21 protein-coding genes are annotated in these 23669 nt (G+C 58.3%); 7 read left to right on the top strand and 14 right to left on the bottom strand.

Features of this window, described 5'->3' with window-relative positions; genetic code table 11:
- Positions 1-37: 37 nt before the first annotated feature.
- The 4 genes from bhcD to bhcA form a co-directional block, all read right to left on the bottom strand.
- Positions 38-1003 carry an iminosuccinate reductase BhcD gene (bhcD, locus tag DHN10_RS12015; RefSeq protein ID WP_108815551.1) on the bottom strand — a complete coding sequence of 322 codons (966 nt, stop codon included), beginning with the start codon at positions 1001-1003 and terminating at the stop codon, positions 38-40.
- Between the two features lie 84 nt (positions 1004-1087).
- Positions 1088-2251, bottom strand: a complete 1164-nt coding sequence (gene bhcC / locus DHN10_RS12010) for a 3-hydroxy-D-aspartate aldolase BhcC (RefSeq protein ID WP_108815550.1) — start codon at positions 2249-2251, stop codon at positions 1088-1090.
- Positions 2252-2358: 107 nt separating this feature from the next.
- Complete coding sequence (gene bhcB / locus DHN10_RS12005) at positions 2359-3345, bottom strand: beta-hydroxyaspartate dehydratase BhcB (protein ID WP_199910668.1); 987 nt, start codon at positions 3343-3345, stop codon at positions 2359-2361.
- Positions 3345-4535 (bottom strand): L-aspartate--glyoxylate aminotransferase BhcA, encoded by a 1191-nt coding sequence (gene bhcA / locus DHN10_RS12000; protein WP_108815548.1) that lies wholly within the window; start codon positions 4533-4535, stop codon positions 3345-3347. The genes bhcB and bhcA overlap by 1 nt, the downstream gene beginning before the upstream one ends.
- Positions 4536-4698: 163 nt before the next feature.
- Here bhcA and bhcR point away from each other — a divergent pair, with 163 nt between their 5' ends.
- Entirely contained in the window at positions 4699-5526 is an 828-nt protein-coding gene (gene bhcR, locus DHN10_RS11995) for an HTH-type transcriptional regulator BhcR (protein WP_108815547.1), read from the top strand.
- Here the strand turns inward: bhcR and DHN10_RS11990 are convergent.
- Complete coding sequence (locus DHN10_RS11990) at positions 5523-5783, bottom strand: hypothetical protein (RefSeq protein ID WP_108815546.1); 261 nt, start codon at positions 5781-5783, stop codon at positions 5523-5525. The two genes, bhcR and DHN10_RS11990, sit on opposite strands and share 4 nt — an antisense overlap.
- A 112-nt stretch (positions 5784-5895) precedes the next feature.
- On the opposite strand from DHN10_RS11990, the gene DHN10_RS11985 reads away from it, so the two are divergent.
- Genes DHN10_RS11985 through DHN10_RS11975 form a run of 3 tightly spaced genes read left to right on the top strand, consistent with a single transcriptional unit; the run spans position 5896 to position 9868 of the window.
- A complete protein-coding gene (locus DHN10_RS11985) occupies positions 5896-7056 on the top strand; it encodes an acyl-CoA dehydrogenase family protein (RefSeq protein ID WP_108815545.1) in 1161 nt (386 codons plus the stop codon).
- Positions 7056-9086: an acetate--CoA ligase family protein gene (locus tag DHN10_RS11980; RefSeq protein ID WP_108815544.1), complete on the top strand. Its 2031-nt coding sequence runs from the start codon at positions 7056-7058 to the stop codon at positions 9084-9086. The genes DHN10_RS11985 and DHN10_RS11980 overlap by 1 nt, the downstream gene beginning before the upstream one ends.
- Positions 9083-9868, top strand: coding sequence for a carnitinyl-CoA dehydratase (locus tag DHN10_RS11975; protein WP_108815543.1), 786 nt, complete (start codon positions 9083-9085; stop codon positions 9866-9868). The genes DHN10_RS11980 and DHN10_RS11975 overlap by 4 nt, the downstream gene beginning before the upstream one ends.
- 3 nt (positions 9869-9871) lie before the next feature.
- Here the strand turns inward: DHN10_RS11975 and DHN10_RS11970 are convergent, their stop codons facing one another.
- A complete protein-coding gene (locus DHN10_RS11970; RefSeq protein ID WP_234417119.1) occupies positions 9872-11530 on the bottom strand; it encodes an ABC transporter permease in 1659 nt (552 codons plus the stop codon).
- A 154-nt stretch (positions 11531-11684) separates the two neighbouring features.
- Between DHN10_RS11970 and DHN10_RS11965 the strand changes: the two genes are divergently transcribed.
- The 3 genes from DHN10_RS11965 to cueR all read left to right on the top strand — a co-directional run bounded on the left by DHN10_RS11965 (position 11685) and on the right by cueR (position 15369).
- Positions 11685-12404 carry a DsbA family protein gene (locus DHN10_RS11965; RefSeq protein ID WP_108815714.1) on the top strand — a complete coding sequence of 240 codons (720 nt, stop codon included), beginning with the start codon at positions 11685-11687 and terminating at the stop codon, positions 12402-12404.
- 92 nt (positions 12405-12496) lie between these two features.
- Positions 12497-14983, top strand: coding sequence for a heavy metal translocating P-type ATPase (locus DHN10_RS11960; RefSeq protein ID WP_108815542.1), 2487 nt, complete (start codon positions 12497-12499; stop codon positions 14981-14983).
- A complete protein-coding gene (gene cueR / locus DHN10_RS11955; protein ID WP_108815541.1) occupies positions 14980-15369 on the top strand; it encodes a Cu(I)-responsive transcriptional regulator in 390 nt (129 codons plus the stop codon). The genes DHN10_RS11960 and cueR overlap by 4 nt, the downstream gene beginning before the upstream one ends.
- A 3-nt stretch (positions 15370-15372) precedes the next feature.
- On the opposite strand, the gene DHN10_RS11950 is transcribed toward cueR, so the two are convergent.
- The 8 genes from DHN10_RS11950 to DHN10_RS11915 are packed head-to-tail and all read right to left on the bottom strand — an operon-like array spanning position 15373 to position 23622.
- Positions 15373-16092 carry a copper homeostasis protein CutC gene (locus tag DHN10_RS11950; RefSeq protein WP_108815540.1) on the bottom strand — a complete coding sequence of 240 codons (720 nt, stop codon included), beginning with the start codon at positions 16090-16092 and terminating at the stop codon, positions 15373-15375.
- Positions 16079-17218: an N-acetylglucosamine-6-phosphate deacetylase gene (nagA, locus tag DHN10_RS11945; protein ID WP_108815539.1), complete on the bottom strand. Its 1140-nt coding sequence runs from the start codon at positions 17216-17218 to the stop codon at positions 16079-16081. Before nagA ends, DHN10_RS11950 begins: the two co-directional genes overlap by 14 nt.
- Positions 17215-18444, bottom strand: coding sequence for a class II D-tagatose-bisphosphate aldolase non-catalytic subunit (locus tag DHN10_RS11940; protein WP_108815538.1), 1230 nt, complete (start codon positions 18442-18444; stop codon positions 17215-17217). Before DHN10_RS11940 ends, nagA begins: the two co-directional genes overlap by 4 nt.
- Positions 18437-19342, bottom strand: a complete 906-nt coding sequence (locus tag DHN10_RS11935) for an ROK family protein (protein WP_108815537.1) — start codon at positions 19340-19342, stop codon at positions 18437-18439. The genes DHN10_RS11940 and DHN10_RS11935 overlap by 8 nt, the downstream gene beginning before the upstream one ends.
- The gene (locus DHN10_RS11930; protein ID WP_108815536.1) at positions 19339-20391 is read right to left on the bottom strand and encodes an SIS domain-containing protein; all 1053 of its coding nucleotides are present in this window, start codon (positions 20389-20391) and stop codon (positions 19339-19341) included. The genes DHN10_RS11935 and DHN10_RS11930 overlap by 4 nt, the downstream gene beginning before the upstream one ends.
- Positions 20388-21392, bottom strand: coding sequence for an SIS domain-containing protein (locus DHN10_RS11925; protein ID WP_234417118.1), 1005 nt, complete (start codon positions 21390-21392; stop codon positions 20388-20390). The genes DHN10_RS11930 and DHN10_RS11925 overlap by 4 nt, the downstream gene beginning before the upstream one ends.
- Positions 21389-22525, bottom strand: a complete 1137-nt coding sequence (locus tag DHN10_RS11920; protein WP_108815535.1) for a Gfo/Idh/MocA family protein — start codon at positions 22523-22525, stop codon at positions 21389-21391. The genes DHN10_RS11925 and DHN10_RS11920 overlap by 4 nt, the downstream gene beginning before the upstream one ends.
- The gene (locus DHN10_RS11915; protein ID WP_108815534.1) at positions 22522-23622 is read right to left on the bottom strand and encodes an ABC transporter ATP-binding protein; all 1101 of its coding nucleotides are present in this window, start codon (positions 23620-23622) and stop codon (positions 22522-22524) included. The genes DHN10_RS11920 and DHN10_RS11915 overlap by 4 nt, the downstream gene beginning before the upstream one ends.
- Positions 23623-23669 lie beyond the last annotated feature (47 nt).

Below are 23669 nucleotides of genomic sequence, written 5' to 3'. Positions count from 1 at the left end.
TTGAAACCCACCTTACGCGCCGTTCCTGTTGGATAGTCTAAAAATCGACTTCGATAGCGATGCCCTTTGCGACAGCAAGCTCCACAACTCGCGCTGCGACGGCCAGATCCTGAAGCCCGACGCCAGTGCCGTCAAAGAGCGTGATATCGTCGGCACCGTTGCGTCCTGGGTGTGTGCCGTTGATCACCGCGCCAATCTGGTGGACATCCGTTTCGGCAATCAACCCTTCGGCCACGGCATGCTGCGCCTCGCCGATGGAAATGGACTGCGCCACCTCATCGGTAAAGACGGATGCGCGTTGCAAGAGTGCTGCTTCAACCTCTTGCTTGCCTTTGGTGTCAGTGCCCATGCAGGCGATATGTGTGCCGGGGCTGACGTGATCGGCCATCAACGATGGCGCAAAAGCAGAAGTGATCGAGATGATGACATCCGCCTGCGCCATGCCGGGCAGATCGACAGCCTCAAAGGGTAGGCCCGCTTCATTGGCAACCTTTTCGATATTGGGCAGCATCTCGGGGTGGTAGTTCCAGCCGATCACCTTTTCGAACTTGCGCTGCTCAAGTGCGGCACGCAGTTGGAAGGTGGCTTGATGGCCCGCGCCGACCATGCCCATGACCTTGGCATCATCCCGTGCCAGATGCTTGATCGAGACGGAGGAAGCCGCCGCCGTGCGTAGTGCCGTCAAAAGATTGCCGCCGACCATCGCCTTGGCCTTGCCAGTGTCGGGATCGAACAAAAATACCGTGGATTGGTGATTGATCAGATCACGCTTTTCAAGGTTGTTGGGCCAGTAGCCACCAGCCTTGAGACCCAGCGTCAGACCGGCCCGGTCAAACCCGCCCTTGAAGCCATAAAGCGCGTCTTCGTGACCAATCGCCTCGCGGACGACGGGAAAGTTATAGGCATCACCTGATGCCATCGCGGCAAAGACCTGTTCGACGGCATCAAAGGCCGCCTCTCGGGTCATCAGGTCTGCAATCTCGCGTTCGGGAACGATAATCATGGGTGTGGTCTTTCATTTGCGGCCGCTCATCCGGACCCGTGTGGTTCATTTCGCGATGAGCGGCCGTTAGGGAGGGATGCGCGCTTAGTAGGCTTTACCGCGAGCAGAGACAGGCCACAGCGTTTCAACCTTGCCATCACGCACGCCAACGTACCAATCATGCACGTTGCAGGTTGGGTCACAGTGACCAGGCACCAGTTTCAGCTTGTCGTTGACCTTCAACACACCATCCGGGTCAGCCACGACGCCATGTTCGTCAGAGCACTTCACGTACTCGACGTCAGTGCGGCCAAAGATCGTTGGCAGGCCACTGTCCACGGACTGCGCCTTCAGACCAGCATCCACGATGGCCTTGTCGGCCTTGGCGTGGCTCATCACAGAGGTCAGGATGAACAGCGCGTTCTCCCACTCGCCCCGGTCAATCCGGTTGCCGTCTTTGTCGAGGATACGGCCATAATCCGCGTCCATGAACGCATAAGACCCACACTGCAATTCATTGAACACACCAGAGGCGCTTTCAAAGTAGTAAGAGCCTGTGCCGCCGCCGCCGACGATATCACTTTCGATACCTTCAGCTTTCAGCATTTCAAGCGTCTCTGCCACCTGATCAATTGCGATCTGGGTTTTGCCTTGACGGTCTTCGTATGAATCGAGGTGCTGCATTGCACCTTGGTAGGCTTGGATGCCCGCGTACTTGAGGCCTTCTGCCGCATCGATGGCTTTTGCCAGATCAACAACAGGCTGCCCATATTGCACACCGCAACGGCCTGCGCCTACGTCGATTTCTACGAGGCATTCGATTTCGGTGCCATGCTTCATCGCGGCAGCTGACAAATCCGCCACGTTGTCGATATCATCCACACAGCAGATCGCGCGCGCGCCCAGCTTTGGCAGACGAGCCAAGCGGTCGATTTTCTCTGGCTGACGCACTTGGTTGGACACCAGCACATCTTTGATGCCGCCACGGGCGAAAACCTCGGCCTCGGACACTTTCTGGCAGCACACACCGACAGAACCGCCCAGTTTTTCCTGCAACAGGGCCACATCGACCGATTTGTGCATCTTTCCATGCACGCGGTGACGCATGCCGTGCGATTTTGCAAAGTCGCCCATCTTTTTGATATTCCGCTCCAGCGCATCCAGATCCAGCACAAGGCAGGGTGTTTGAATGTCAGCCTCGTCCATGCCGGGCAGTGCGGGGACGTCGTAGCCGACTTCGAGGTCTTTAAGGTTACTCATATCGTTCATGGTTCTTCTCCCTCAGAGAGTATGGATTTCATCTTTTGTCACGTGCCGCCAATCGCGTTCGAGCGAAGCGAGAGGCAGCGAATAGTGGCGCATTGGGAGACCAACACTCAGCCTTGCATCCAAGGTAGTTTGTCGAGGTCTACATTTCCGCCGGTCACAACAACGCCGACGCGCTTGCCTTTGAAAAATTCTTTGTTCTTGAGGATCGTGGCCAGTGGCACAGCACAGCTGGGCTCCATCACGATCTTCATGCGCTGCCATGTCAGTTTCATCGCATCGATGATTTCCTGCTCGGAGGCCGTGAAAATCTCGGACACGTGATTGCTGACAAAGTGCCATGTCAAATCTTTGAGCGGTACTTTGAGGCCATCCGCCACAGTCACGGGTGCATCATCAGCGATGATATGGCCTGCCTTGAAACTGCGGTATGCATCATCTGCCTGCTCGGGTTCTGAGGCAATGATCTGTACATCAGGCGCGATGTTGGACAAGGTCAGGCAGGTGCCCGAAATCATGCCTCCGCCGCCGATTGGGGCCACGACCATATCAAGACCACCACCGTGTTCTTCGTGCATCTGCTCGATCAGTTCTTTACTGCAAGTGCCCTGACCCGCGATTACCCGCGGGTCATTATACGGATGGACGAAATCGCCACCTGTTTCGGCTTGCACGCCAGCAAAGACTGCCTCGCGGGAGGTTGTAGAAGGCTCGCATTCTGTGATGATCCCGCCATAACCCTTTACCGCATCTTTCTTTGCTTGCGGCGCTGTACGCGGCATTACGACATTGCAGGGAATACCCCTGCGGCCTGCTGCATAAGACAGCGATAGTGCGTGGTTCCCTGATGAATGCGTGCAGACGCCGTTCTGTGCCGCTTCGTCTGACAGGCCAAAGACGGCGTTAGACGCGCCTCTGACTTTGAACGCACCAGCCTTCTGAAAGTTCTCACACTTAAAGAACAATTCAGCGCCGGTGAGTGCGTTAAGGTACTCCGATGTCAAAACCGGGGTGCGGTGGATGTAAGGTTTGATCCGCTCGTGGGCGTCCAACACGTCTTGGTAGGTGGGGATGTACATGTCGTTTTGATCTTTCATCACGCTGCGCTCTTCAATGAATAGCCGGTCGTCCCGCGGTAGAAATCCTGTGCCGCGGCAACGCCGGACCCCAATTTGATATCAAGGCCAAGATCAACCATGCACATCTCGGCTGTGGCGATCCCCGAAAGCGCCATGACGTCGGTCATGCTGCCCAGATGGCCGATGCGAAATACCTTACCTGCAACCTCGCCCAGACCCACACCAAAGGCTACGCCATAGTGGTCGGCGGCATGAGTGACGATATCGGTGGCGTTGAAACCAATAGGCGTCTTGATGGCGCTGACCGTGTCAGAATACACATCCGGCGAGGCCGCGCAAAGTTCCAACCCCCAGGCGTCAACGGCGGCACGGACACCCGACGCGATACGGGTGTGCCGGGCAAAGACGTTCTCAAGACCCTCTTTGAGCAGTGTTTCCGTCGCCAGCAGCAGACCATTCATCAGGCCAACAGCAGGTGTGTAGGGATAAGCGTTCGCCGCATAGCCCTTGGTCATATCCGCGATATCGAAGAACGTGCGCGGCAGGCCGGCTGTTTTGCTTGCGTCCAGCGCCCTTTGGCTGAACCCAATAATGGCCAGACCGGCGGGCAGCATAAAGCCCTTCTGCGAACCAGTTACGGCAACATCAACGCCCCATTCGTCAAATCGGAAATCCATGGAGCCGATGGAACTCACGCCATCCACAAACAGCAACGCGGGGTGGCCTGCTGCGTTAAGCGCATTGCGCACGGCGGCGATATCAGACTTTACGCCTGTTGCAGTTTCATTATGGGTGGCAAGGACAACCTTGATTTTGTGTTCTTTGTCGGCGGACAGGATTTCGGCGTACCGATCCGCAGGCAGGCCATGGCCCCAGGGTGTTTCGACAATCTGAACGTCCAGCTCATGACGCTGGCACATATCGATCCACCGATGGCTGAACATGCCGTTGCGCGCAGCAAGGACCGTGTCACCCGCTGACAATGTGTTCGTCAGCGCTGTTTCCCAACCGCCGGTGCCAGTTGATGGGAATATAAAAACCTCAGCCGTTTCGGATTTCAGAACCTCCTGAACGCCCGCGCGGGCCGGGTGCAAGATTTGCCCGAACAGTGGCGAGCGGTGGTCAATGGTTGGCATGTCGCAGGCCTTGCGAATGGCTTCGGGCATATTCGTCGGGCCGGGAATAAACACTGGGTTTTGAAAACTCATGACCAATCCTCCATTGGGTTGACCGTGTTTTGTCAGCGATGTTGCCGCTACTCAATTTTTTTGAAATTATTTTTCAAATCGCATCAGTTGAATTAAATTAAGCGTTGTCAGTGGGTTATTTTTTTCATAATGTGAAATCGTTTTTCAATACCGGGAAAAATCCATGACAGATAGCACCAAAAGAGGGCGAGGTCGCCCCAAAGCCTGGGATGATAAGGGCACGCAGAACACGATCAAATCGCTTGATCGCGCGTTAGAGATTTTGGTGCAGTTGGGCGAGATGCAAGGCGGCACCTTGTCAGAGATTGCAGGTGCGCTGGATCAATCCCCGGCCACGGTTTACCGGGTGCTGTCGACATTTCAGGCGCGCGGTTTTACCGATTTTGATGAACAAAATCAGGTGTGGAATGTAGGTGCTGCGGCCTATTTGACCGGCTCGCACTTCCTGCGCCGCACATCTTTGGTCGAACGCGCCCGTCCGATCATGCGCGATTTGATGGAAGCCACAGGTGAAACCGCCAATCTGGGGATAGAGCGCGACGGCAAGGTCTTGTTTCTGGGCCAAGTGGAAACCCACGCAACCATCCGTGCGTTCTTTCCGCCGGGCACAGCGTCTGCAATGCATTCATCGGGTATTGGCAAAGCGTTGCTGAGCCGCATGGATGATGAACGCCAAAGACAGGTTTTGGCTGCGGGTCAGATGGAACGCTTCACGGAATTCACATTGGTCGAACCCGAGGCGATGATTGCGGATATCAAGGCCACCAAGGCGCGCGGATATGCGATTGATGGCGAAGAGCGTAACCTTGGCATGCGGTGCATCGCGGCCCCCGTCTTCAACGTCTTTGGTGAGGCGGTCGCGGGGATCTCGGTTTCTGGCCCGACGTCTCGGATCACGTTGGAACGGATCGAGGCACTTGCCGGACCTGTGATGGACGCGGCCAAGCGATTGACGCTAGCGACAGGTGGAAACCATCGCCCCGCCGGTTAGAACCTGCTGGATTTGATCGGGTTTTCGGGGTCACCGCGTCCCAGCGGTTGCTGGTGTTCGGCGACGTCATGGTCGAAAGGTGGTTGGGCGATGCGTGACCACAGCTTGCGGGCCGCAAACTGAGCAATCACAACAAGCACGATGAACGCAGCAAAGGCCGACCCAAGCGACCACAGATCAAGCCGCACGCAGGCATCGCCGGCGCCAAAGATGACAGCATATAGAACGCTGACCGTCTCTGAGCATGTTCCAAACATGGATCACTCCTTTTCGCCCCAACAAATTTATACAAGCAGGTGCAGAATTTCGCATGACTTTTTTCTGCGGCCTTCTTAGGCTTTCCTTCGGAACATCGTGATGGAGCCCCACATGCAGTTTGGCCTTACCCAAGAACAGCAGATGATTGTGGATACGGTCCGCACATTTGTGGAGCATGAAATCTACCCCCATGAGGATGCGGTGGAACGCACGGGTGAGGTTCCCAAGGAAATCGCGGATGACATCAAGCGCAAGACCATCGAATTGGGGTTCTATGCCTGCAATTTCCCCCAAGAAGTCGGCGGCGCGGGCCTGAGCCACGTGGATTTTGCCTTGGTCGAACGCGAGCTGGGCCGCGGGTCGATGGCGCTTAACCATTTCTTTGGCCGTCCGCAAAACATCCTCATGGCTTGCAAAGGTGATCAACGCGACCGCTATCTGTTGCCCGCTGTACGTGGTGAACGCATGGATGCGCTGGCCATGACAGAACCTGATGCGGGGTCAGATGTGCGAGGCATGAAATGCTCGGCGGTTCGTGATGGGGGGGATTGGGTGCTCAATGGTTCCAAACACTTCATATCGGGTGCTGAACATGCCGATTTCTTCATCGTTTTTGTGGCGACGGGCGTGGATGACACCCCGCGCGGTCCCAAGAAACGGATCACGACATTTCTGGTGGATCGCGACACGCCAGGGTTTGAGGTGCGCGACGGCTACGCCTCGGTTAGTCATCGGGGGTACAAAAACTGCATTTTGGATTTCGACAATTGCCGTTTACCCGACGCACAGGTGCTGGGCGAGGTGGATGGTGGTTTTGCGGTCATGAACGAATGGTTGTATGCCACGCGGATCACGGTTGCCACGATGTCTGTTGGACGCGCGCGCCGGTGTTTTGACTACGCACTCAGCTATGCCGCAGAGCGCCGGCAATTCGGCCAGCCGATTGGCAAGTTTCAAGGCGTCAGCTTTCAGATCGCCGACATGATCACCGAGATTGACGCGGCTGACTTGATGACGTTGGCGGCGGCATGGCGACTGGATGAAGGCCTGCCAGCAAACCGCGAAATTGCCTCTGCCAAGGTTTACGCAACCGAGATGCTGGCCCGCGTCACCGATGCGACGCTGCAAATCTACGGTGGTATGGGCCTAATGAATGATTTCCCGATCGAGCGGTTCTGGCGCGACGCCCGTGTTGAACGCATCTGGGACGGCACCTCGGAAATCCAACGCCATATCATCAGCCGCGAATTGCTGCGCCCCCTGGGGGCCTGATGGACCGGCTGCAACGGCTTTTCCAACCGCGATCCATCGCTGTGGTGGGCGGCGGCGCATGGTGCGCGCAGGTCATCCTGCAATGTCAAAAGATGGGCTTTGCCGGGGCCATGTATGCGGTGCATCCCAGTCGGGATGACATCGCTGGGATCACGCCACTGCGTGATGTCGCAGAGCTGCCCCAACCACCCGATGCCGTCTTTATCGGGGTCAACCGTCACGCGACAATTGAGGTTGTGAGCCAGCTTGCCCGGATGGGTGCGGGTGGCGCTGTCTGCTTTGCTTCGGGGTTTCGCGAGGCCGCGCATGAGATGGCAGATGGAGATGATTTGCAAACTGCCCTTTTGGCGGCTGCGGGTGACATGCCGGTGCTTGGTCCAAACTGCTATGGCTTTCTGAATTATCTGGATGGCGTCGCCCTGTGGCCGGATCAGCATGGTGGCGAACGCGTGGAAAGCGGTGTGGCCCTTGTCATGCAATCCTCGAATGTGGCGATCAACATGACGATGCAGATGCGCGGCTTGCCGGTGGCTTTTGTGGCCACGGTGGGCAATCAGGCGCAGACCGGGTTGTCGGAAATTGGTCAGGCTCTGTTGGCCAATCCAAAGGTTACCGCACTTGGTCTTTATGTGGAAGGCATCGATGATCTGGCCGCTTTTGTTGATCTGGCCAAGGTGGCGCAGACGATGGGCAAGCCGATTGTCGCGCTCAAGGTGGGCCGGTCAGAGCAGGCCCAGCAAGCCGCGATTTCGCATACAGCCTCCATCGCGGGCAGTGATGCCGGGGCGGATGCGTTGCTGGCCCGCCTGGGGATTGGGCGCGCCACGTCGCTGTCGGCGTTGCTGGAAACGCTCAAGCTGTTGCATGTGGTCGGTCCGCTTGCCTCTGCGCAAATCGCGTCGCTGTCATGTTCGGGGGGCGAGGCAAGCCTGATGGCCGATACCGCCATAGGCACCGCCGTTTCATTCCCGCCGTTGCAGCCAGCGCAAAGGGACGTGCTGCGTGCTGTTCTGGGTCCACTTGTCGCGCTGTCAAATCCGCTCGACTACCACACTTTCATCTGGGGCGATGTGGAAGCGATGACAGCGACCTATGCCGCCATGATGACCGATGAGATCGCATTGGGCGTTGTTGTGCTGGACTTCCCCCGACCGGACAAATGCACATCGCCGGATTGGGATCTGGTGTTAGAGGCAGTGGGCCGTGCGCAGGTGCAATCAGGACGCCCGATTGCAGTGCTGAGTTCCGTTGTCGAAACAATGCCCGAAGCGGTCGCGCAAGGATTGGTGGCCAAGGGCGTGCTGCCTATGTGCGGCATGCCCGAAGCGCTGGAGGCGATCAATGTAGCGGCCACCGTTGGGGTGCGCAGTGCGGCGGCCCCTGCGGTCTTTGTTCCGCCCGATGTCGTGGCAGGCGATGTGCTGAATGAGGCAGAGTCCAAAGCGGCCCTCGCTGCACATGGGGTTGTGGTACCGCTGTCGCGACGGGTGGCGATGAAGGATTTGGCCAAGGTGGCGCGTGATCTCAGCTATCCACTTGTGCTCAAGGGTGAAGGTATCGCCCACAAGACCGAAGCCGGTGCTGTGGCCGTGGGTCTGCAGGATGAGGCGGCCCTGCTCGATGCAGCGCGCAGCATGCCGACTGAGGCTTTTCTGGTAGAGGAAATGATCGCTGACACGGTGGCCGAGCTACTGATCGGCGTAGTGCGGGACCCCGCCCATGGTTACGTTCTGACCGTTGCTGCGGGCGGTGTTCTGACCGAACTTTTGGCCGATAGCGTCAATATGACGGTTCCCGTCGAACGCCAAGAGACGCGCGCAACTTTGACCAGATTGCGCATTGGGCGCGTACTGCAAGGATACCGTGGCGGGCCGGCGGCACATATCGAAGCGATCATTGACGCGGTCATGGCTGTGCAATCCTATGTGCTGGCGGAGACCCCTTTCGAAGTTGAAATTAATCCGCTGCTTTGCGGCCCGACCCAGGCTATCGCCGTTGATGCACTGATCACCACAGGAGACCCGACATGACCGAGAACCCCATCAAGACCAAACGCAACGGGCATATCCTTGAGGTGACACTGGATCGCCCCAAGGCCAATGCCATTGATCTGGCCACCAGCCAGATCATGGGCGAGGTGTTCGCCGATTTCCGCGACGATCCTGACTTGCGCGTGGCCATTGTGACGGGCGCCGGAGAGAAGTTCTTTTGCCCCGGCTGGGACCTCAAGGCGGCCGCAGATGGTGATGCCGTTGATGGCGATTATGGCCGGGGCGGTTTTGGTGGCCTGCAAGAGTTGCGCGCGATGAACAAGCCCGTGATCATGGCAATCAACGGGATTTGCTGTGGGGGCGGGCTGGAGCTGGCGCTGTCCGGTGACATTCTGCTGGCCGCTGATCACGCGAGTTTTGCCTTGCCGGAAATCCGTTCCGGCACCGTCGCCGATGCTGCATCAATCAAACTGCCAAAGCGCATCCCCTATCACATCGCGATGGAAATGCTGCTGACCGGGCGGTGGGTCGATGCCGAAGAGGCCGCACGCTGGGGCCTGATCAACCGTGTGGTGTCCGCCGATGATCTGATGACTGAGGCGCGCAAGACCGCTGCCTTGATCGCCTCTGGTCCACCGCTGGTTTACGCGGCGTTGAAAGAGGTCGTGCGCGAGGCCGAGGATATGAAGTTTCAGGATGCGATGAACAAGATCACCAAAAGCCAGTTTGAGACGGTAGAGACGCTCTATCGTTCTGAGGACCAGTTGGAAGGGGCCCGTGCCTTTGCTGAAAAGCGTGATCCGGTGTGGAAAGGCAAATAACGTTCAGGCGCGACCCGCACCGATACGACGGCAAAGCAGGATCACCGGGATCAGCCCGATGGCGGCAATAACAAGGCTGGGTACTGCCGCCCCCTCCAGCCGCTCGTCCGAGGCCAGCCGATAGGCTTGCACCGCCAAAGTGTCATAGTTGAATGGCCGCATGATTAACGTCGCAGGCAGCTCTTTCATGACGTCAACAAAGACGATTAGCCCGGCCGTCAGCAGGCTGGTGCGCAGCAATGGCATGTGGATACGCCGCACAAGGCCCGGCATGTCTTGCCCCAAGGTCCGCGCTGCCGCGTCCATATTTGCCCCGACCGAAGCAATGCCCCCTTCATAGGCCCCAATTGCAGCTGCCAGAAAGCGGATCAGGTAGGCAAAGATCAGCAGCCAGATCGAACCGGTGAACAAAAGCCCCGTCGATATGTCAAAATTTGCGCGCATCCAGGCATCCAGCCCATTGTCGAAGGCCGCAAATGGCACCAGCAAGCCTACCGCGATGACCCCGCCGGGTACCGCATAACCGATCCGGGCCAGATAAAGCGATGTGCCGGTCAGCCGTGTGGCGCGCACTCTGTGCAATGTGCCCAGCACCAATGCTGCGAGAACTGCCAGCACTGCGGCAATGCCGGCAAGTGTTAGTGAATTCTGGATAAAGCCCAAATAACGCGGGCTGAGCAAATTTTGCTCTGATCCCAAGGCCATTGTGGTGAGGGCAATAACCGGCAGGATGACCCCCAAGATTACAGGCGCGAGGCAGAAGGCGATGGCGCCAGTTTGTTGTGCGTGGCTTAGACGCAGTCGCTCCATCGGCATGTTCCGCCGCCCGTTAGTGTATTTCGCGTGGCCTCGGCTAGAGCGTTCGAGCATTGCCAAAAGCAGTGCGAATGCCAAAAGGCCCAAGGCCAGTTGCGCCGCTGCTGCCCGGTCCGCCATGGTGAACCAGCTTGTGTAGATACCCACGGCAAAGGTCTGGACGCCGAAATAGGCCACGGTGCCGAAATCCGCGATGGTCTCCATTGCGACCAACATGACACCTGATGCGATGGCAGGACGCGCCATCGGCAAAGAGACCTGAAAGAACGCGCGAAACGGCGATTTGCCCAGCACACGTGCCGCCAGAAACGTGCCCGCGCCTTGTGCAGAGAAGGCTGCCCGCGCCAGCAGGTAGACGTAAGGGTAAAGCACGAGCGTCAGCATCATGGCCGCCCCACCAATTGATCTGATTTCGGGAAACCAATAATCGCGTGGTCCCCAACCCGTCACATCGCGCAGCGTCGATTGCACTATGCCGGGATGATCAAGCACATGGGTATAGCCATAGGCCAGCACATAGGCGGGAAAGGCCAATGGCAAGGCAAGGGCAATTTCGATCCAGCGCCGTCCGGGGAAATCAGTCATTGTCACCAACCAGGCAGCGCCCGCGCCGATGACAGCGCTGCAAAACATCACCATCACCACCAATGCAATCGTGGTCAGCGTGTAGCGTCCCAAAACGGTCTCGGCCAAATGGTCCAATGTTTCAAAAGAGCCAGAAAAGGCAGCCGCCAGCACACCCAGATAAGGCACAATGCAAATCGCGGTCACGATGATTGCAATCACCGTGAACCCTTTACTGAGCAAGGTGCGTGTCACCCGATCTTTGTGATGCAGCCGTTCCATGGGGTGCAGGTAATCCAAAGCCTACGCTGGGGGCAAGTCAGCAATCACCCTGCGGCATTTGGCGGCTTACAGAGTTGTGTCTGGCACATCCCGGCCCGAAGTGATTTGATGCGCGCGAAATCAAATTTAACGGCTGAAAGCGATGGGATACAACATGCGCAGATTTATCACAGCGGCGGCTCTCGCGCTGTTGCCATTTGGTGCCATGGCGCAAGACCTGACCGAAGAGCAGATCAAACAACTGGCGCTCGAAGCGATTCTGGAAAACCCACAGGTCATCATGGAAGCCGTCGCGATCCTAGAGCAGCGGCGCAACGCCGCCCAGGCCGCAGCGCAGGCGGATGTACTGCAAGAGCAGCGTGCATTGCTTGAGAATGATCCCAACGCGCCCGTCATCGGCAATCCAGATGCCGAGGCAGTGATTGTTGAGTTCTTTGACTACAACTGCCCCTATTGCAAACGCGCCGCAGCAGATGTGAAGGCATTGCTGGCGCAGGACGGGGACATAAAGGTCGTTTATCGCGAATGGCCCATCTTGGGCGAGGGCTCGGTTTTTGCCTCACGGGCCGCTTTGGCCGCCCGCGCGCAGGGCAAGTATGAAGAATTGCATTGGGCGCTGATGGAATTGCGCGGACGTGCAACCGAGGCGTCAGTTTTGGCGGCAGCACGCGAGGTTGGCATCGATACCGATCAGTTGGTTGTGGATATGGAGGCCCCGGACGTTGCGGCGCATATCGAGACAACCCAAGCCTTGGCCCAAGGGCTGGGCTTTACTGGCACGCCTGCCTATGTGATTGGCAATGCGCTTGTTCCCGGCGCGGTTCCACTGGCCGACTTGCAAGGTTACGTGGCAGATGCACGTCAGGCTGAATAATCGACGGACCTAAAGATACCTGTACCTATTCTCTTGACCTTCCAGTGAGTGGAACCCTCATATAGGCTGCATCTATCAAGGAAGCAGTCTCAATGAGCACCAAAATCTCCTTTCAAATCGCAGGATTATCCTGTGGGTCATGTGTTGGCCGCGCCGAGCAGGCGCTTGGGCGGGTGCAGGGTATTGATGATGTCCGCGTCAATTTGGCCAGCGAAACAGCATCGCTGCGCCTCGACAGGGCTGACCGGTTGCCAGAGGTGGTGGATTGCCTAAAACAGGCCGGATATCCGGCCCGCACCGAGCAAACCGTGCTGACGGTGGCCAGCATGACATGTGCCTCTTGCATGGGTCGGGTGGAGGCATCCCTGCGCGATGTGCCCGGTGTGCTGGTTGCAACGGCCAACCTCGCGGCAGAGACGGTCAGCGTCACGCATTTTGCAGGGCAGGGTGACGCTGCCGCTTTTGTCGCAGCGATCAAACAGGCGGGATACGCCGCGCAGATCAAAGATCCAGACGCTGCGCCCGAAAACCGCAAAGCCGCCGAGGCGTCGGATCTTAGCCGTAAGGCATGGGTTGCCGCCGCCCTGACGCTGCCTGTTTTTGTCATGGAAATGGGCAGCCACTTTGTTCCCGGCGTCGCTGGGTTGATCGAGCAAACTGTCGGACGGCAGGCCAGTTGGGTGATCCAGTTCGTTCTGGTCACGGCGGTGCTCGTGCTGCCTGGCCGGATGTTCTTTGCCAAAGGATTGCCTGCGCTGTTCCGCGGTGCCCCTGATATGAACGCGCTGGTGGCGATCGGCACCGGCGCGGCCTGGACCTTTTCCACTATCGCCACCTTTCTGCCTGACCTGCTGCCTGCAGGAACGCGCGCGGTTTATTTTGAGGCGGCCGCCGTCATCGTCACCTTGATCCTGTTGGGCCGCACGCTGGAGGCGCGCGCAAAAGGGCGCACCGGTGAGGCAGTGCGCAGGCTGATCGGGTTGCAGCCGCAAATCGCACTCGTGATGCGCGATGGCGAGCCAATTGAGATGCCCATAGCACAGCTGAAGGTCGGCGATGAGGTGCGCGTGCGCCCCGGCGAGCGTATCGCACTTGACGGTGAGGTGACTGAGGGCCGTTCGTTTGTTGATGAAAGCATGTTGAGCGGCGAACCTGTGCCATTGGAAAAGACACCGGGTGATGTCGTGACGGGCGGCACTGTGAACGGGGCAGGTGGCCTGACGTTCAGGGTGCAAAAAACAGGCAATGACACGCTTTTGGCACAGATCATCCGCATGGTCGAACATGCGCAGGGGGCGAAACTGCCTATTCAAGATCTCGTCAATCGTATCACCTTGTGGTTTGTGCCCGCGATCCTGTTGATTGCCGTGATCACTGTCATTGCTTGGCTGATCTTTGGACCTGATCCCGCACTTGGGCTGGCGCTTGTCGCTGGTGTTGCTGTGCTGATCGTGGCCTGTCCTTGCGCGATGGGGTTGGCAACGCCGACCTCAATCATGGTGGGCACAGGGCGTGCAGCCGAGATGGGGGTGCTCTTTCGCAAAGGTGATGCGTTGCAGACCTTGCAGGACGCGCAGATCGTAGCTTTTGACAAGACGGGTACATTGACGCTTGGCCAGCCAACTGTGACTGATGTCGTCACAGCACAGGGTGTTGAGGTGGGCGTGTTATTGCGTGCGGCCGCCAGCCTCGAGGCGGGATCAGAACACCCCATCGGCGAAGCGATTGTGCGCAAAGCGCAGTCGCAAGGGATTGCACTTGCCCAAGTCAGCGGGTTTGAAAGCCCCGCCGGATTTGGAGTGCGCGGCCAGATCAGTGGGCAAGATGTTTTGATCGGCGCGGCCCGTTTCATGGCGCGCGCGAAAGTCGACCTGCAAGATTGGGATACACAAGCTAATGCGCTTGCGCATTTGGGGCGCACGCCTGTCTTTGTGGCAATAGATGGCCGCATAGCAGGCCTGATAGCTGTTTCTGACCCGATCAAACCCGACGCGCATGAAGTGGTTGATGCGCTGCGCGCGATGGGCAAGCAGGTCGCCATGATCACCGGCGACAGCAAGCATACGGCGCAAGTGATCGCGGCTGAACTTGGTATCGATCAGATTGCGGCTGATGTGCTGCCTCAGGGCAAAGTCGCCGCACTTCAGGGATTGGGCGGTGACCAGAAGATTGCCTTTGTGGGTGACGGCATCAATGATGCGCCTGCTTTGGCCTCTGTTGATGTTGGTATTGCGATTGGTACCGGCACGGATGTGGCCATTGAAAGCGCGGATGTCGTGCTGATGTCTGGTAGTTTGGGCGGTGTCCTGAATGCCTTTGCCATCAGCCGCGCAACGATGGTCAACATTCGGCAAAATTTGTTCTGGGCCTTTGCCTATAATGTGGCACTTATCCCTGTTGCCGCAGGCGTCTTGGTGCCATTTGGCGGACCGCAGTTGTCGCCGATGCTTGCTGCAGGCGCAATGGCACTGTCGAGCGTGTTTGTGTTGTCCAACGCCTTGCGCTTGCGCTGGGTCAACAATGGGACAGTGCCAGCGGATGCACCGCGCACGCCCGTAAGCAAGGAGGCCCTTTCATGAACATCGGCACTGCCGCACAGAAGGCAAACCTGCCCACAAAGACGATCCGGTATTACGAGGATATCGGGTTGATCAAACCCCAGCGCGACGTGAATGGTTATCGCGTGTTTCGTGATCAGGACGTGCATAAGCTGAACTTTGTCGGGCGGGCCCGCGCCTTGGGGTTTTCGATTGAGGATTGCCGCAATCTGCTGGCCCTTTGGGAGGACAAAGGGCGTGCCAGCGCCGATGTTCGCGCGATTGCAAAGGCACATCTGGCGCAGATCGATGCCAAGATTGCCGACCTCAGTGGCATGCGTGATACGCTGGGTGATCTGGTGCGCGATTGTGCCGGAGACGCCCGCCCGGACTGCCCCATTCTAAGTAAGCTGGGTACGTTGGGTTAACCGTCAGCTACTGAGCGCTGCTTTGAGCGATAGCAATTCCGCTTTGTCGATGGTGCGTCGGTGCGGCCCAAACCCCAATTCGACGGTTTTGGGCGGCATCGCGGTTTTGGCCGTGCAAGACGCATGAAACGACGTCAGCCCCGTATCGCGCGCGATCTCGGCCACGTTGGCGCTGTTGACGCCTGAACCTGCCATGATCTCGATCCGGCCATTGGCGTGGTCTTGCAATTTTGCAAGCTGCGCACGCCCTGCAAAGGCTGTTGTGGCCCCGCCCGACGTGAGGATACGGTCGAACCCCATCGCAATGGCCGTGTCCAGTGTTGCAAACTGATCATCCACAACGTCAAAGGCGCGATGCAGTGTTTTTGTCAGACCATCGGCGGCTTGCAGCATTTTATGCAGTGCATCTTGATCCAATGCGCCTTTCGCCGTCGCGCCAATGACGACACCATGCAGGCCAAGCGCCTTGGTGTGTTTGATGTCCTCAACCGCCATCTCAAGCGTAACCGCGTCAAATGCGAAGTCCCCAATCTGCGGCCTGACCAAGACATGTGTTTCCAGCCCTGACGCCCTGGCCTGCTGCATCAATCCGTGGCTGGGTGTCAGCCCTCCGATATCAAGGCCGCTGCAGAGTTCAATGCGATCGGCAACACCCTCGCAAACAGCAAGGGCGGCAGCGGACTCTACACAAACTTCAAGCAACATGGGTCTACTCGGCGGCATTCAGGGCGCCACGTGATCCGGTCAGACGCCCGGCCAGACTGGTGGTGCTGAGGTCATCTGACAGCACGATCAGATCCGACACCTCTCGATTGATCACTTCGGAAAGCTGGGATTGACCCATCAGATTGGCTGGGATGGTCACAGCCATACGCAGGGCCTCGTCCAAAGATGTGCCGACGTGCGCCACAAGGCGTTGCACACCTTCGGCTTGGGTGACATGGGCACCTGCCAGATTTCCCTCGGCATTGATCAACCGTCCGTCTTCAAGGTGGACAGCGCGGCCATACAGATCAAACTGATCAGCGCCGCCGATGGTCGCCATGGCATCAGATACTAGAAACGCCCGGTCAGGTTTGGCAGCGGCCCGCAAGGCAAGCTGGATCATGCGATAGTCAACATGGTGCCCATCGCAGATGACCCCGAAATGCACACCAGCATTAAGGATCGCTCCAATGGCCCCCGGCGCACGGCTTTGCATCGTCGACATGGCATTGAACAAGTGGGTGCCGCAGGACGCCCCTGCCGCAATGGTCTCTTCAATCTGTTCGGCGGTTCCATTGGTATGACCGATCGAGACGACAGCACCCATGGCGGAAAGTGCAGCGACTTGCGCAACCGTCGCGGCCTCGGGGGCAAGCGTGATCATCACTGGTACATCGGCCGCGCGCAGACGCGCGACGATCGCCATTGTGTGATCATCCATAGGGCGCACAAACGAAGCCTCATGTGTGCCACGCCGCTCAACCGAGATATGGGGCCCCTCGATATGCAGGCCGATGATGCCAGTATCGCCCATTGCTGCGAGAACCGCATCCGCGGCCTGTTCGAGCACCTCTGGTTGATCCGTGATTACCGTGGGCAAGATTGCCACGGTCCCGAATTGGCGATGCGCCGCTGCGATTGTGGCCATTGTGGCCCGCGTCGGCGCGGCGTTCAAAAGAACGCCACCGCCGCCGTTGACTTGCAGATCAACAAACCCCGGCGAGAGGCATCCGGGCAGGCGGTTACCGTCCTGCGCATCCGTGGATAGTGCCGTGACCTTGCCGTCCTGAAGACGGAGCGACACGCCAGAGATAATCTGTTTGCCGTCAAACAAGCGGTCGGGACAAATCCAATGTTCGGTCATGTGGCGTCCTCAAAGAAATAGGGTTCCAGAGCAAGGCTGATATGCGCATCAATCAGGCGGGTGATCTGATCGCCGGACCCGTTTGCGGCGCGATCCAGCAGGTCTGCACCAAACACGGTTTGCAACTTGGCGTCCGGAATTGCGACGCTGAAGGAAGACAACAGATCCGTGACCGCCGATTGGGCCTCCACTGTCGGCCAATAATAGCGAATGCGGTCGGCCAGCCCGAAATGGCGTTGCTGATAAAGCGCTGCGTCAGATCCTTCATAGTGGTTCTGCCACTTTGACGGATCTGCCAGCATCACCGCCTCCATTGCGGATTGGAGCCCGCCCAAGGGATCACGCAACTGGTCCAACCCATAAAGCGCCTCGCGATAGGCGAAAGTGAGCGCGGGACCTACCTTTTGAAAAGCAAATCCAAGCTCTGCTAATCTAGGAAAGACGGCGGGGTTTTGATAGTCAGTCGAATGCGCCTCAAGGCAGACACCGGGACGGTCAGCGATGCTGTCAATCAACCCCGGATCGCGATCAAGCGGCATGTGATGCACGGCTGTGGGGCTGAATTCGACGCCGGGCTGCACGACAAGGCCACCAATCAGGGGGGCCATATCGCCAAAGGCCTGATCATGCGCATCCAGCGTGGCACGGGCAGCAGCCGGATCAGTTGGAGGGATATCCCCTTCCTCGTCAGCGCGTGCGCCACCGGGTGGCGGGACTTCGGTGCCAACAACAAAAAGCAGATCATCGGCGACTTCTGTGCAGATACGCGCCAGCTGGGCGGACCTCATGGCGGTTTGTGCATCGCCAAGTTGAGCGGGTTCACCTGCGCAACCTTCCGAGCAATCCAGATGGATCTTGCCAAAGCCAGCGGCGACATAGTCGCGCAGCATGGTTTCGGCCTTGTCCATTGCATGACCAACATCATGAGAGCGCCATGCTTGCGGTCCCAGATGGTCGCCGCCAAAGATGATCAGGTCGCGATCCACAGCAGCCGAATCCGCGATGCCATGGACAAAATCGATAAAGCCGCGCGGCGTCATGCCGGTATAACCGCCATCCTGATTGACCTGATTTGAGGTCGCCTCGATCACGACCTGCCGCCCAAGCCGCTGGGCCAATCCGAGAGACGCGCGCAGGACATCGGGTTGAGCAGAGCAAACCGAGGGGATTGCAACCGCCGCACCTGCGCGGTTGCGTTGGATGATATCGCGCAGAACACTACTCATTGGATTGCGCCTGCCACGCTGCATAGGCCGCACCACGCGCGCCGCTGGCGTCGCCGCCTTTGGCTAAAACGATTTGCGGAACATCAAAATCGCCGATCTGTGCTGCTTTGGCAGCTTGCATCATATCGGCGGTGATCCCTTCGATTTTGCTCAACCCGCCACCAAGGACGATCACATCAGGGTCTGCCGTTAGCGTCAGCATGTGAATGAATTCGCCCACGAAGGCGCACCAGATCGACCAGACCTGCGCCATCGCGCCTTTGCGCTGGGCTGCGATCTCAGCGGGGGTAACATCCTGACCCGTCAGGTGTTTGGCCAATCGCGCAAGGCCCGGCCCGGCGATAAAGGTCTCGATGCAGCCCGTTCGTCCGCAGCCACATTGCCAAAGTGGTAGATTATGGGCGTTCACGACATGGGCTGCCGCTGCTGTATGGCCGAATTCACCGCCCATGGCCGTTGGGCCCTGCAAGATGGACTTATCAACGGCGATCCCGCCACCAACACCGGTGCCAAGGATCAGGGACATGACGGTTCGTTTGTCCTGACCGGCCCCAAAGACAGCCTCGGATAACGCCAGCGCGCGGCAGTCGTTCACGTAGGTAATCGGGCGTCCGGCACCTTCTGTAATATCAGTCGGGAACGGTTGACCGGTGGCAGGCAGGTTCGCCGTCAAGGCAAGGCCGGAACGCGGGTTCACAAGGCCGGCGGCCCCGATTCCAACCGCGATGGGCCGACCGGCCTGTTCTTCGGCCCATTTGATCTGTGCGACGACGGCACTGACCAGATCATCGTAACTGGCTGGTGTCGCAATGCGCCGCCGCCCAACCTCTGACCAGTCTTCGTCAAAAAGCTGCACCTCGATCTTGGTGCCGCCGATATCAATGCCTGCCGTCCTCATGCGACGGCCGGATAGAGTTTGACGCCAGAGACAACGCGGCTCAGGGTGTTCTGCCCGCTGAAGGGGTCATCGACGTTCAGACCCAATGCATCCGACCACTGAACACCGCTAACCTGTGCTGCGGCCACGCAAAGGGGCGCAGCCCACGCAGAGCCAAAGGGCATCGGCAGTTCAATATCTCCGCCGGGGCCAATGGTCTGCGTGGTTGCAAGTGGGAATTGGTCGTGCAGTTCCCGTGCCAAGTCCGTGTCGTAGTTGTGAGTGGGGTGGTCTGGGCTGGCGAATACAGTAATGGCAGTGTTGTCTGTTACAAATGATTTGGGGCCATGGCGAAAGCCAAGCGAGCTGTCCCAAAGGGCGGGGATTTGTCCAGCGGACAGTTCCATGACTTTCAAAGCAGCCTCGCGCGCCGCATAGGTGAGCGGGCCAGCGCCGACGTAGACGGCGCGTTCAGGTTTGGGTTGGCCTTCGAACTGCGGCAATAGCGCTTGAAGCTGATCGGCGAGGGCAGAAAGACGTGCAGGCAGGTCACAAGGCGCATCAAACAACGCCAAGGCCGTGAGCAGCATGGTCGAGAAGCTGGAAGTCATCGCAAAGCCCGCGTCATGGGTTGCGTCGGGCAGGATGATTACCTTGGTGGGTGCGGCAGAGGTTCGCGTGGCCAAGGCGCTGTCTTTGTTGCAGGTGATATTCAGGCGGGGGGCGTCTGGCGCGTAGGCGTCCAGCGCATCAAGCGTGCCGATGGTTTCGGTGCTGTTGCCAGAACGGCCAAAGCTGACCACCAGCGGGCGCACGCCAGCCAGAATATGCTTTGGGTTGGCCACAATATCTGTCGTCGGAACGGACCGCGTGCCCTTCAGCGCCGCTGCGATGATGTCGCCGATATAGGCGCTTGTGCCTGCACCACAGAACCAGACCTCGTCATAGTCCTGATCAGCGATCCAGGCGCGAAGCCCGGCGACGTCCAGCGTTGCACCCCAGTGCCTCCAGATCTCAGGTTGGCGTTGCAGCTCTTGCCAGGTTGCCCATTGTGATAGCGTCTGTGTCATGTGGTCTTTGTTACTTTCGAAAGTGTTTGTGGTGCATCGGGATCAAGACCCAGTGCAAGTGCGGTGTTTAGGATGATCGGATACATAATGGCCAGCAAAAGGGCCGCTGCAGCGCCGGGAACAAGGCTGTAAATACCCAGATCACGGGGGCTGATCCGATGCACATCGCAATCAGTGCTGCGGAAACGCGCCTCGGCCTGATCAAGGCTGTCCTGAATGGTGGCGTCGCCGGTATCAAGCATAAGAACCATCAACGGGTTGGTGGCCAGTTGCAGCGGCCCGTGCAGCACTTCGGAGCTTGAATAAGCCTCTGCATGGATTGCGCAGCATTCTTTCAGTTTCAAAGCCACCTCTTGGGCGGCGCCATATCCGGTGTCGCGCCCGATGACATAGACGTGCTGCGCGCGCAGCAATGCGGACTGCAATGACATCGCTTTCGGGTGCTGTGGGTTACAATTGGCAAGCAGTTCTGCGGCCCCGGCGGCCTTGGCCCGATAGGCTGGTTTCATTGCGGAAAGCAGCGCCATGCCAGCAGCAACCGAGCCGATCACGGTCTTGGTTGCCGGCACAGCCAGTTCGGCGCCGGCATCAATGGGCACGGTGATCCCGGCCTGCGCCTCAACCGGGCTGTCGGGCTGGTTTGTGACGGCAAGAACTTGCGCGCCTGCGGCCTGCGCGCCCTTGGCAGAACGGACCAGATCGTCGCTTGCGCCCGATTGGCTGATCACGAGGGCCGCGGCACCGTCAAGTTTTACCCCCTTGCCAAGCGAAAAGACCGACGGCGGCAAAGACGTCATCGGTACGTGCAACTCGCGCATGAATTCATAGGACAGGATATTGGCTGCTGCATCCGATGATCCACGCGCAATTGTATAGATCGCCTTGGGCAGGGCGATCGCCGCTCCGTCAACGGATTGCTGAACGGCTTTGCAAAAGACGCCAAGCGCTTCTGCGGATTCCGACGCCATCAGGCGGCCGGGGTAGGTGTCTGCGCATGTCATGTTCTTAGCCCGTAACTGTCAAATTCTGTCCAAGTGTCGGTCAGATCGACGATCTGACCCGTAATTCGCGCCTCATCTATGGCCATCGCGGCAAGCCCTGCTTCGAGTGCGTCAACGACGCCCACCGGCAGGCTGTCGGTTTTTCCGGTCAGGAAGGCCACGATATCGTCCACCATCATGTGATCCGCACCGTAATGCGCCGAGGCGCGTGCGGCATCCATCTGCGTGTAGTCGTGGTTAGCCAGCACAGTCCCGTCCCGAGCGGTCGCCTTCAGATGGCCGCGCACAAAATCGCCCTCAGCCATGCCCAAAGCTCCCATCACACAAAAACGGCGATGCTCATCCGGCACGTTTAGGTTGGTGTGGAATGCCAAAGAGGCACCATTTTCGTAGTGTAGAATAGCGGTCTGGTGGTCGATGATATCGCCGTCAGAGCGGAAGGGATCGTCGACATTTTCCCACACGCTTTTCTTGCGGTGCATGATTTCGTTTTCGGTGTTCGATGTCGGTGAAAACTCTGGCACGAATGATTTGCGCCCACCAAAGCTGGCCACTTTACTGGGCCGTGATCCGGTCACCATGTTGTAAATGTCGATGTCATGGCAGCATTTTTCGAGCATAAAGCCGCCGGACCATTTTATCATGCGTCGCCAGTCGCGCATGAAGAATGCGCCATGGTAAGGGCCGATATGTTCGTTGGCTTCCAGCGATACGACGGGCCCCAACTGATCCAGCACAGTGCGCAGATCCACCATGTGCTGCGAATACCGCAGAACCAGGCCGACCATCACGCTGTTGGTGCTGTGTTCCGCCAAAAGCGCCGCAAGCTCCATTGTGTCTTGTTTGGTTGTCACAACCGGCTTTTCGGTAAAGATGCGGACGCCTGCCTTGAGGCCAATTTTGATATGCTCAAGGTGAAAGCTGTTGGGCGAGCCAACAAAGAAAAGGTCCGGTTTGGTCTCTGCCAACATTGCCTCGACATCGTCAAACCGTGGCGTCTGCGTGCCGATCATCTCTAGATATGTGGGCTGGGGATCATAGTAGCCGACGAATGCGACCTCTGGCATGGCCTCTTTCAAAATCGACAGGACATGCCCGGCCCGCAGGCCGATCCCTGCGGTGACGACCTTCATGCAACCAGCGCCGGTGCCGATTTGCGTCGCAGAACATCGCCTGCGGCATCAAAAACGTGGCAATCCTCTGGTGCAACGCCAAGGCTGATCGTGCTGCCTTCGATAATTTGCGCGTCACCGGGCAACGAGGCGCAGAAACGTGTTCCATCGCCAACCGTGCCGTATGTGATGGAGACGCCGCCAAGACGTTCCAGCACGTTGACCGAGATATCTAGCCCATCGCTACCAAGCGCGACATGCTCGGGGCGGATGCCGACTTCAACCTTGTCACCTTTGGACACCGTGCTGCCATCGACAGGTAGCGCCATCTGGTGATCGCCGGAAAGGGCAACCTTGATGCTGCTTGCATCGGCGCCTTCAACCGTGGCCGGGACAAGGTTCATGTTGGGTTGGCCAATAAAAGAAGCCACGAATTTGGTCTTGGGGTGGTGGTAAAGTTCCATCGGCGTGCCGAATTGTTCAACCCGGCCACCGTTCAACACAACGATGCGGTCGGCCATGGTCATGGCTTCCACCTGATCGTGCGTCACATAGACCATCGTGGCGTCAAGGCTGCGGTGCAACTGGCTGAGTTCAACGCGCATGTCGCCGCGCAGGGCCGCGTCGAGGTTCGAAAGCGGCTCATCAAAGAGGAACACCTTGGGGTTTCGCACGATTGATCGGCCAATCGCCACACGCTGACGCTGACCACCAGATAACTGACCGGGCTTGAGTTGCAGCTTATCCGTCAGTTGCAAAATATCAGCGGCGCGATGCACCAGTTTGTCCATGCCAGCCTGATCCATTTTCTGCACACGCAGCGGGAAGGCGATGTTTTCATAGACGCTGAGGTGCGGATAAAGCGCGTAGGATTGAAACACCATCGAGATGCCGCGATCCACTGGGTGTGCCGTGCTGACATCATCGCCGCCAATCATGATGTGACCGGCGGTAGCTTCTTCGAGCCCTGCGATGATCCGCAGCAATGTCGACTTGCCGCAGCCAGAGGGCCCAACGAAAACAACAAATTCCTTGTCCTCAATCGCGAGGCTGATGTCATGCAGCACCTTGGCGGCGCCGAATGATTTGCTGATGGAGAGGAGATCAAGAGTAGCCATGATGCCGTGCTTCCGTTTGAAATTCTGAGAAAAGAACCGGGCGGCAG

The sequence above is a fragment of the Loktanella sp. Alg231-35 genome, assembly GCF_900143545.1.
GTDB lineage: Bacteria > Pseudomonadota > Alphaproteobacteria > Rhodobacterales > Rhodobacteraceae > Yoonia.
Note: the sequence above shows the minus strand (reverse complement) of the source record. Positions and strands in the feature narration are given on the sequence as shown.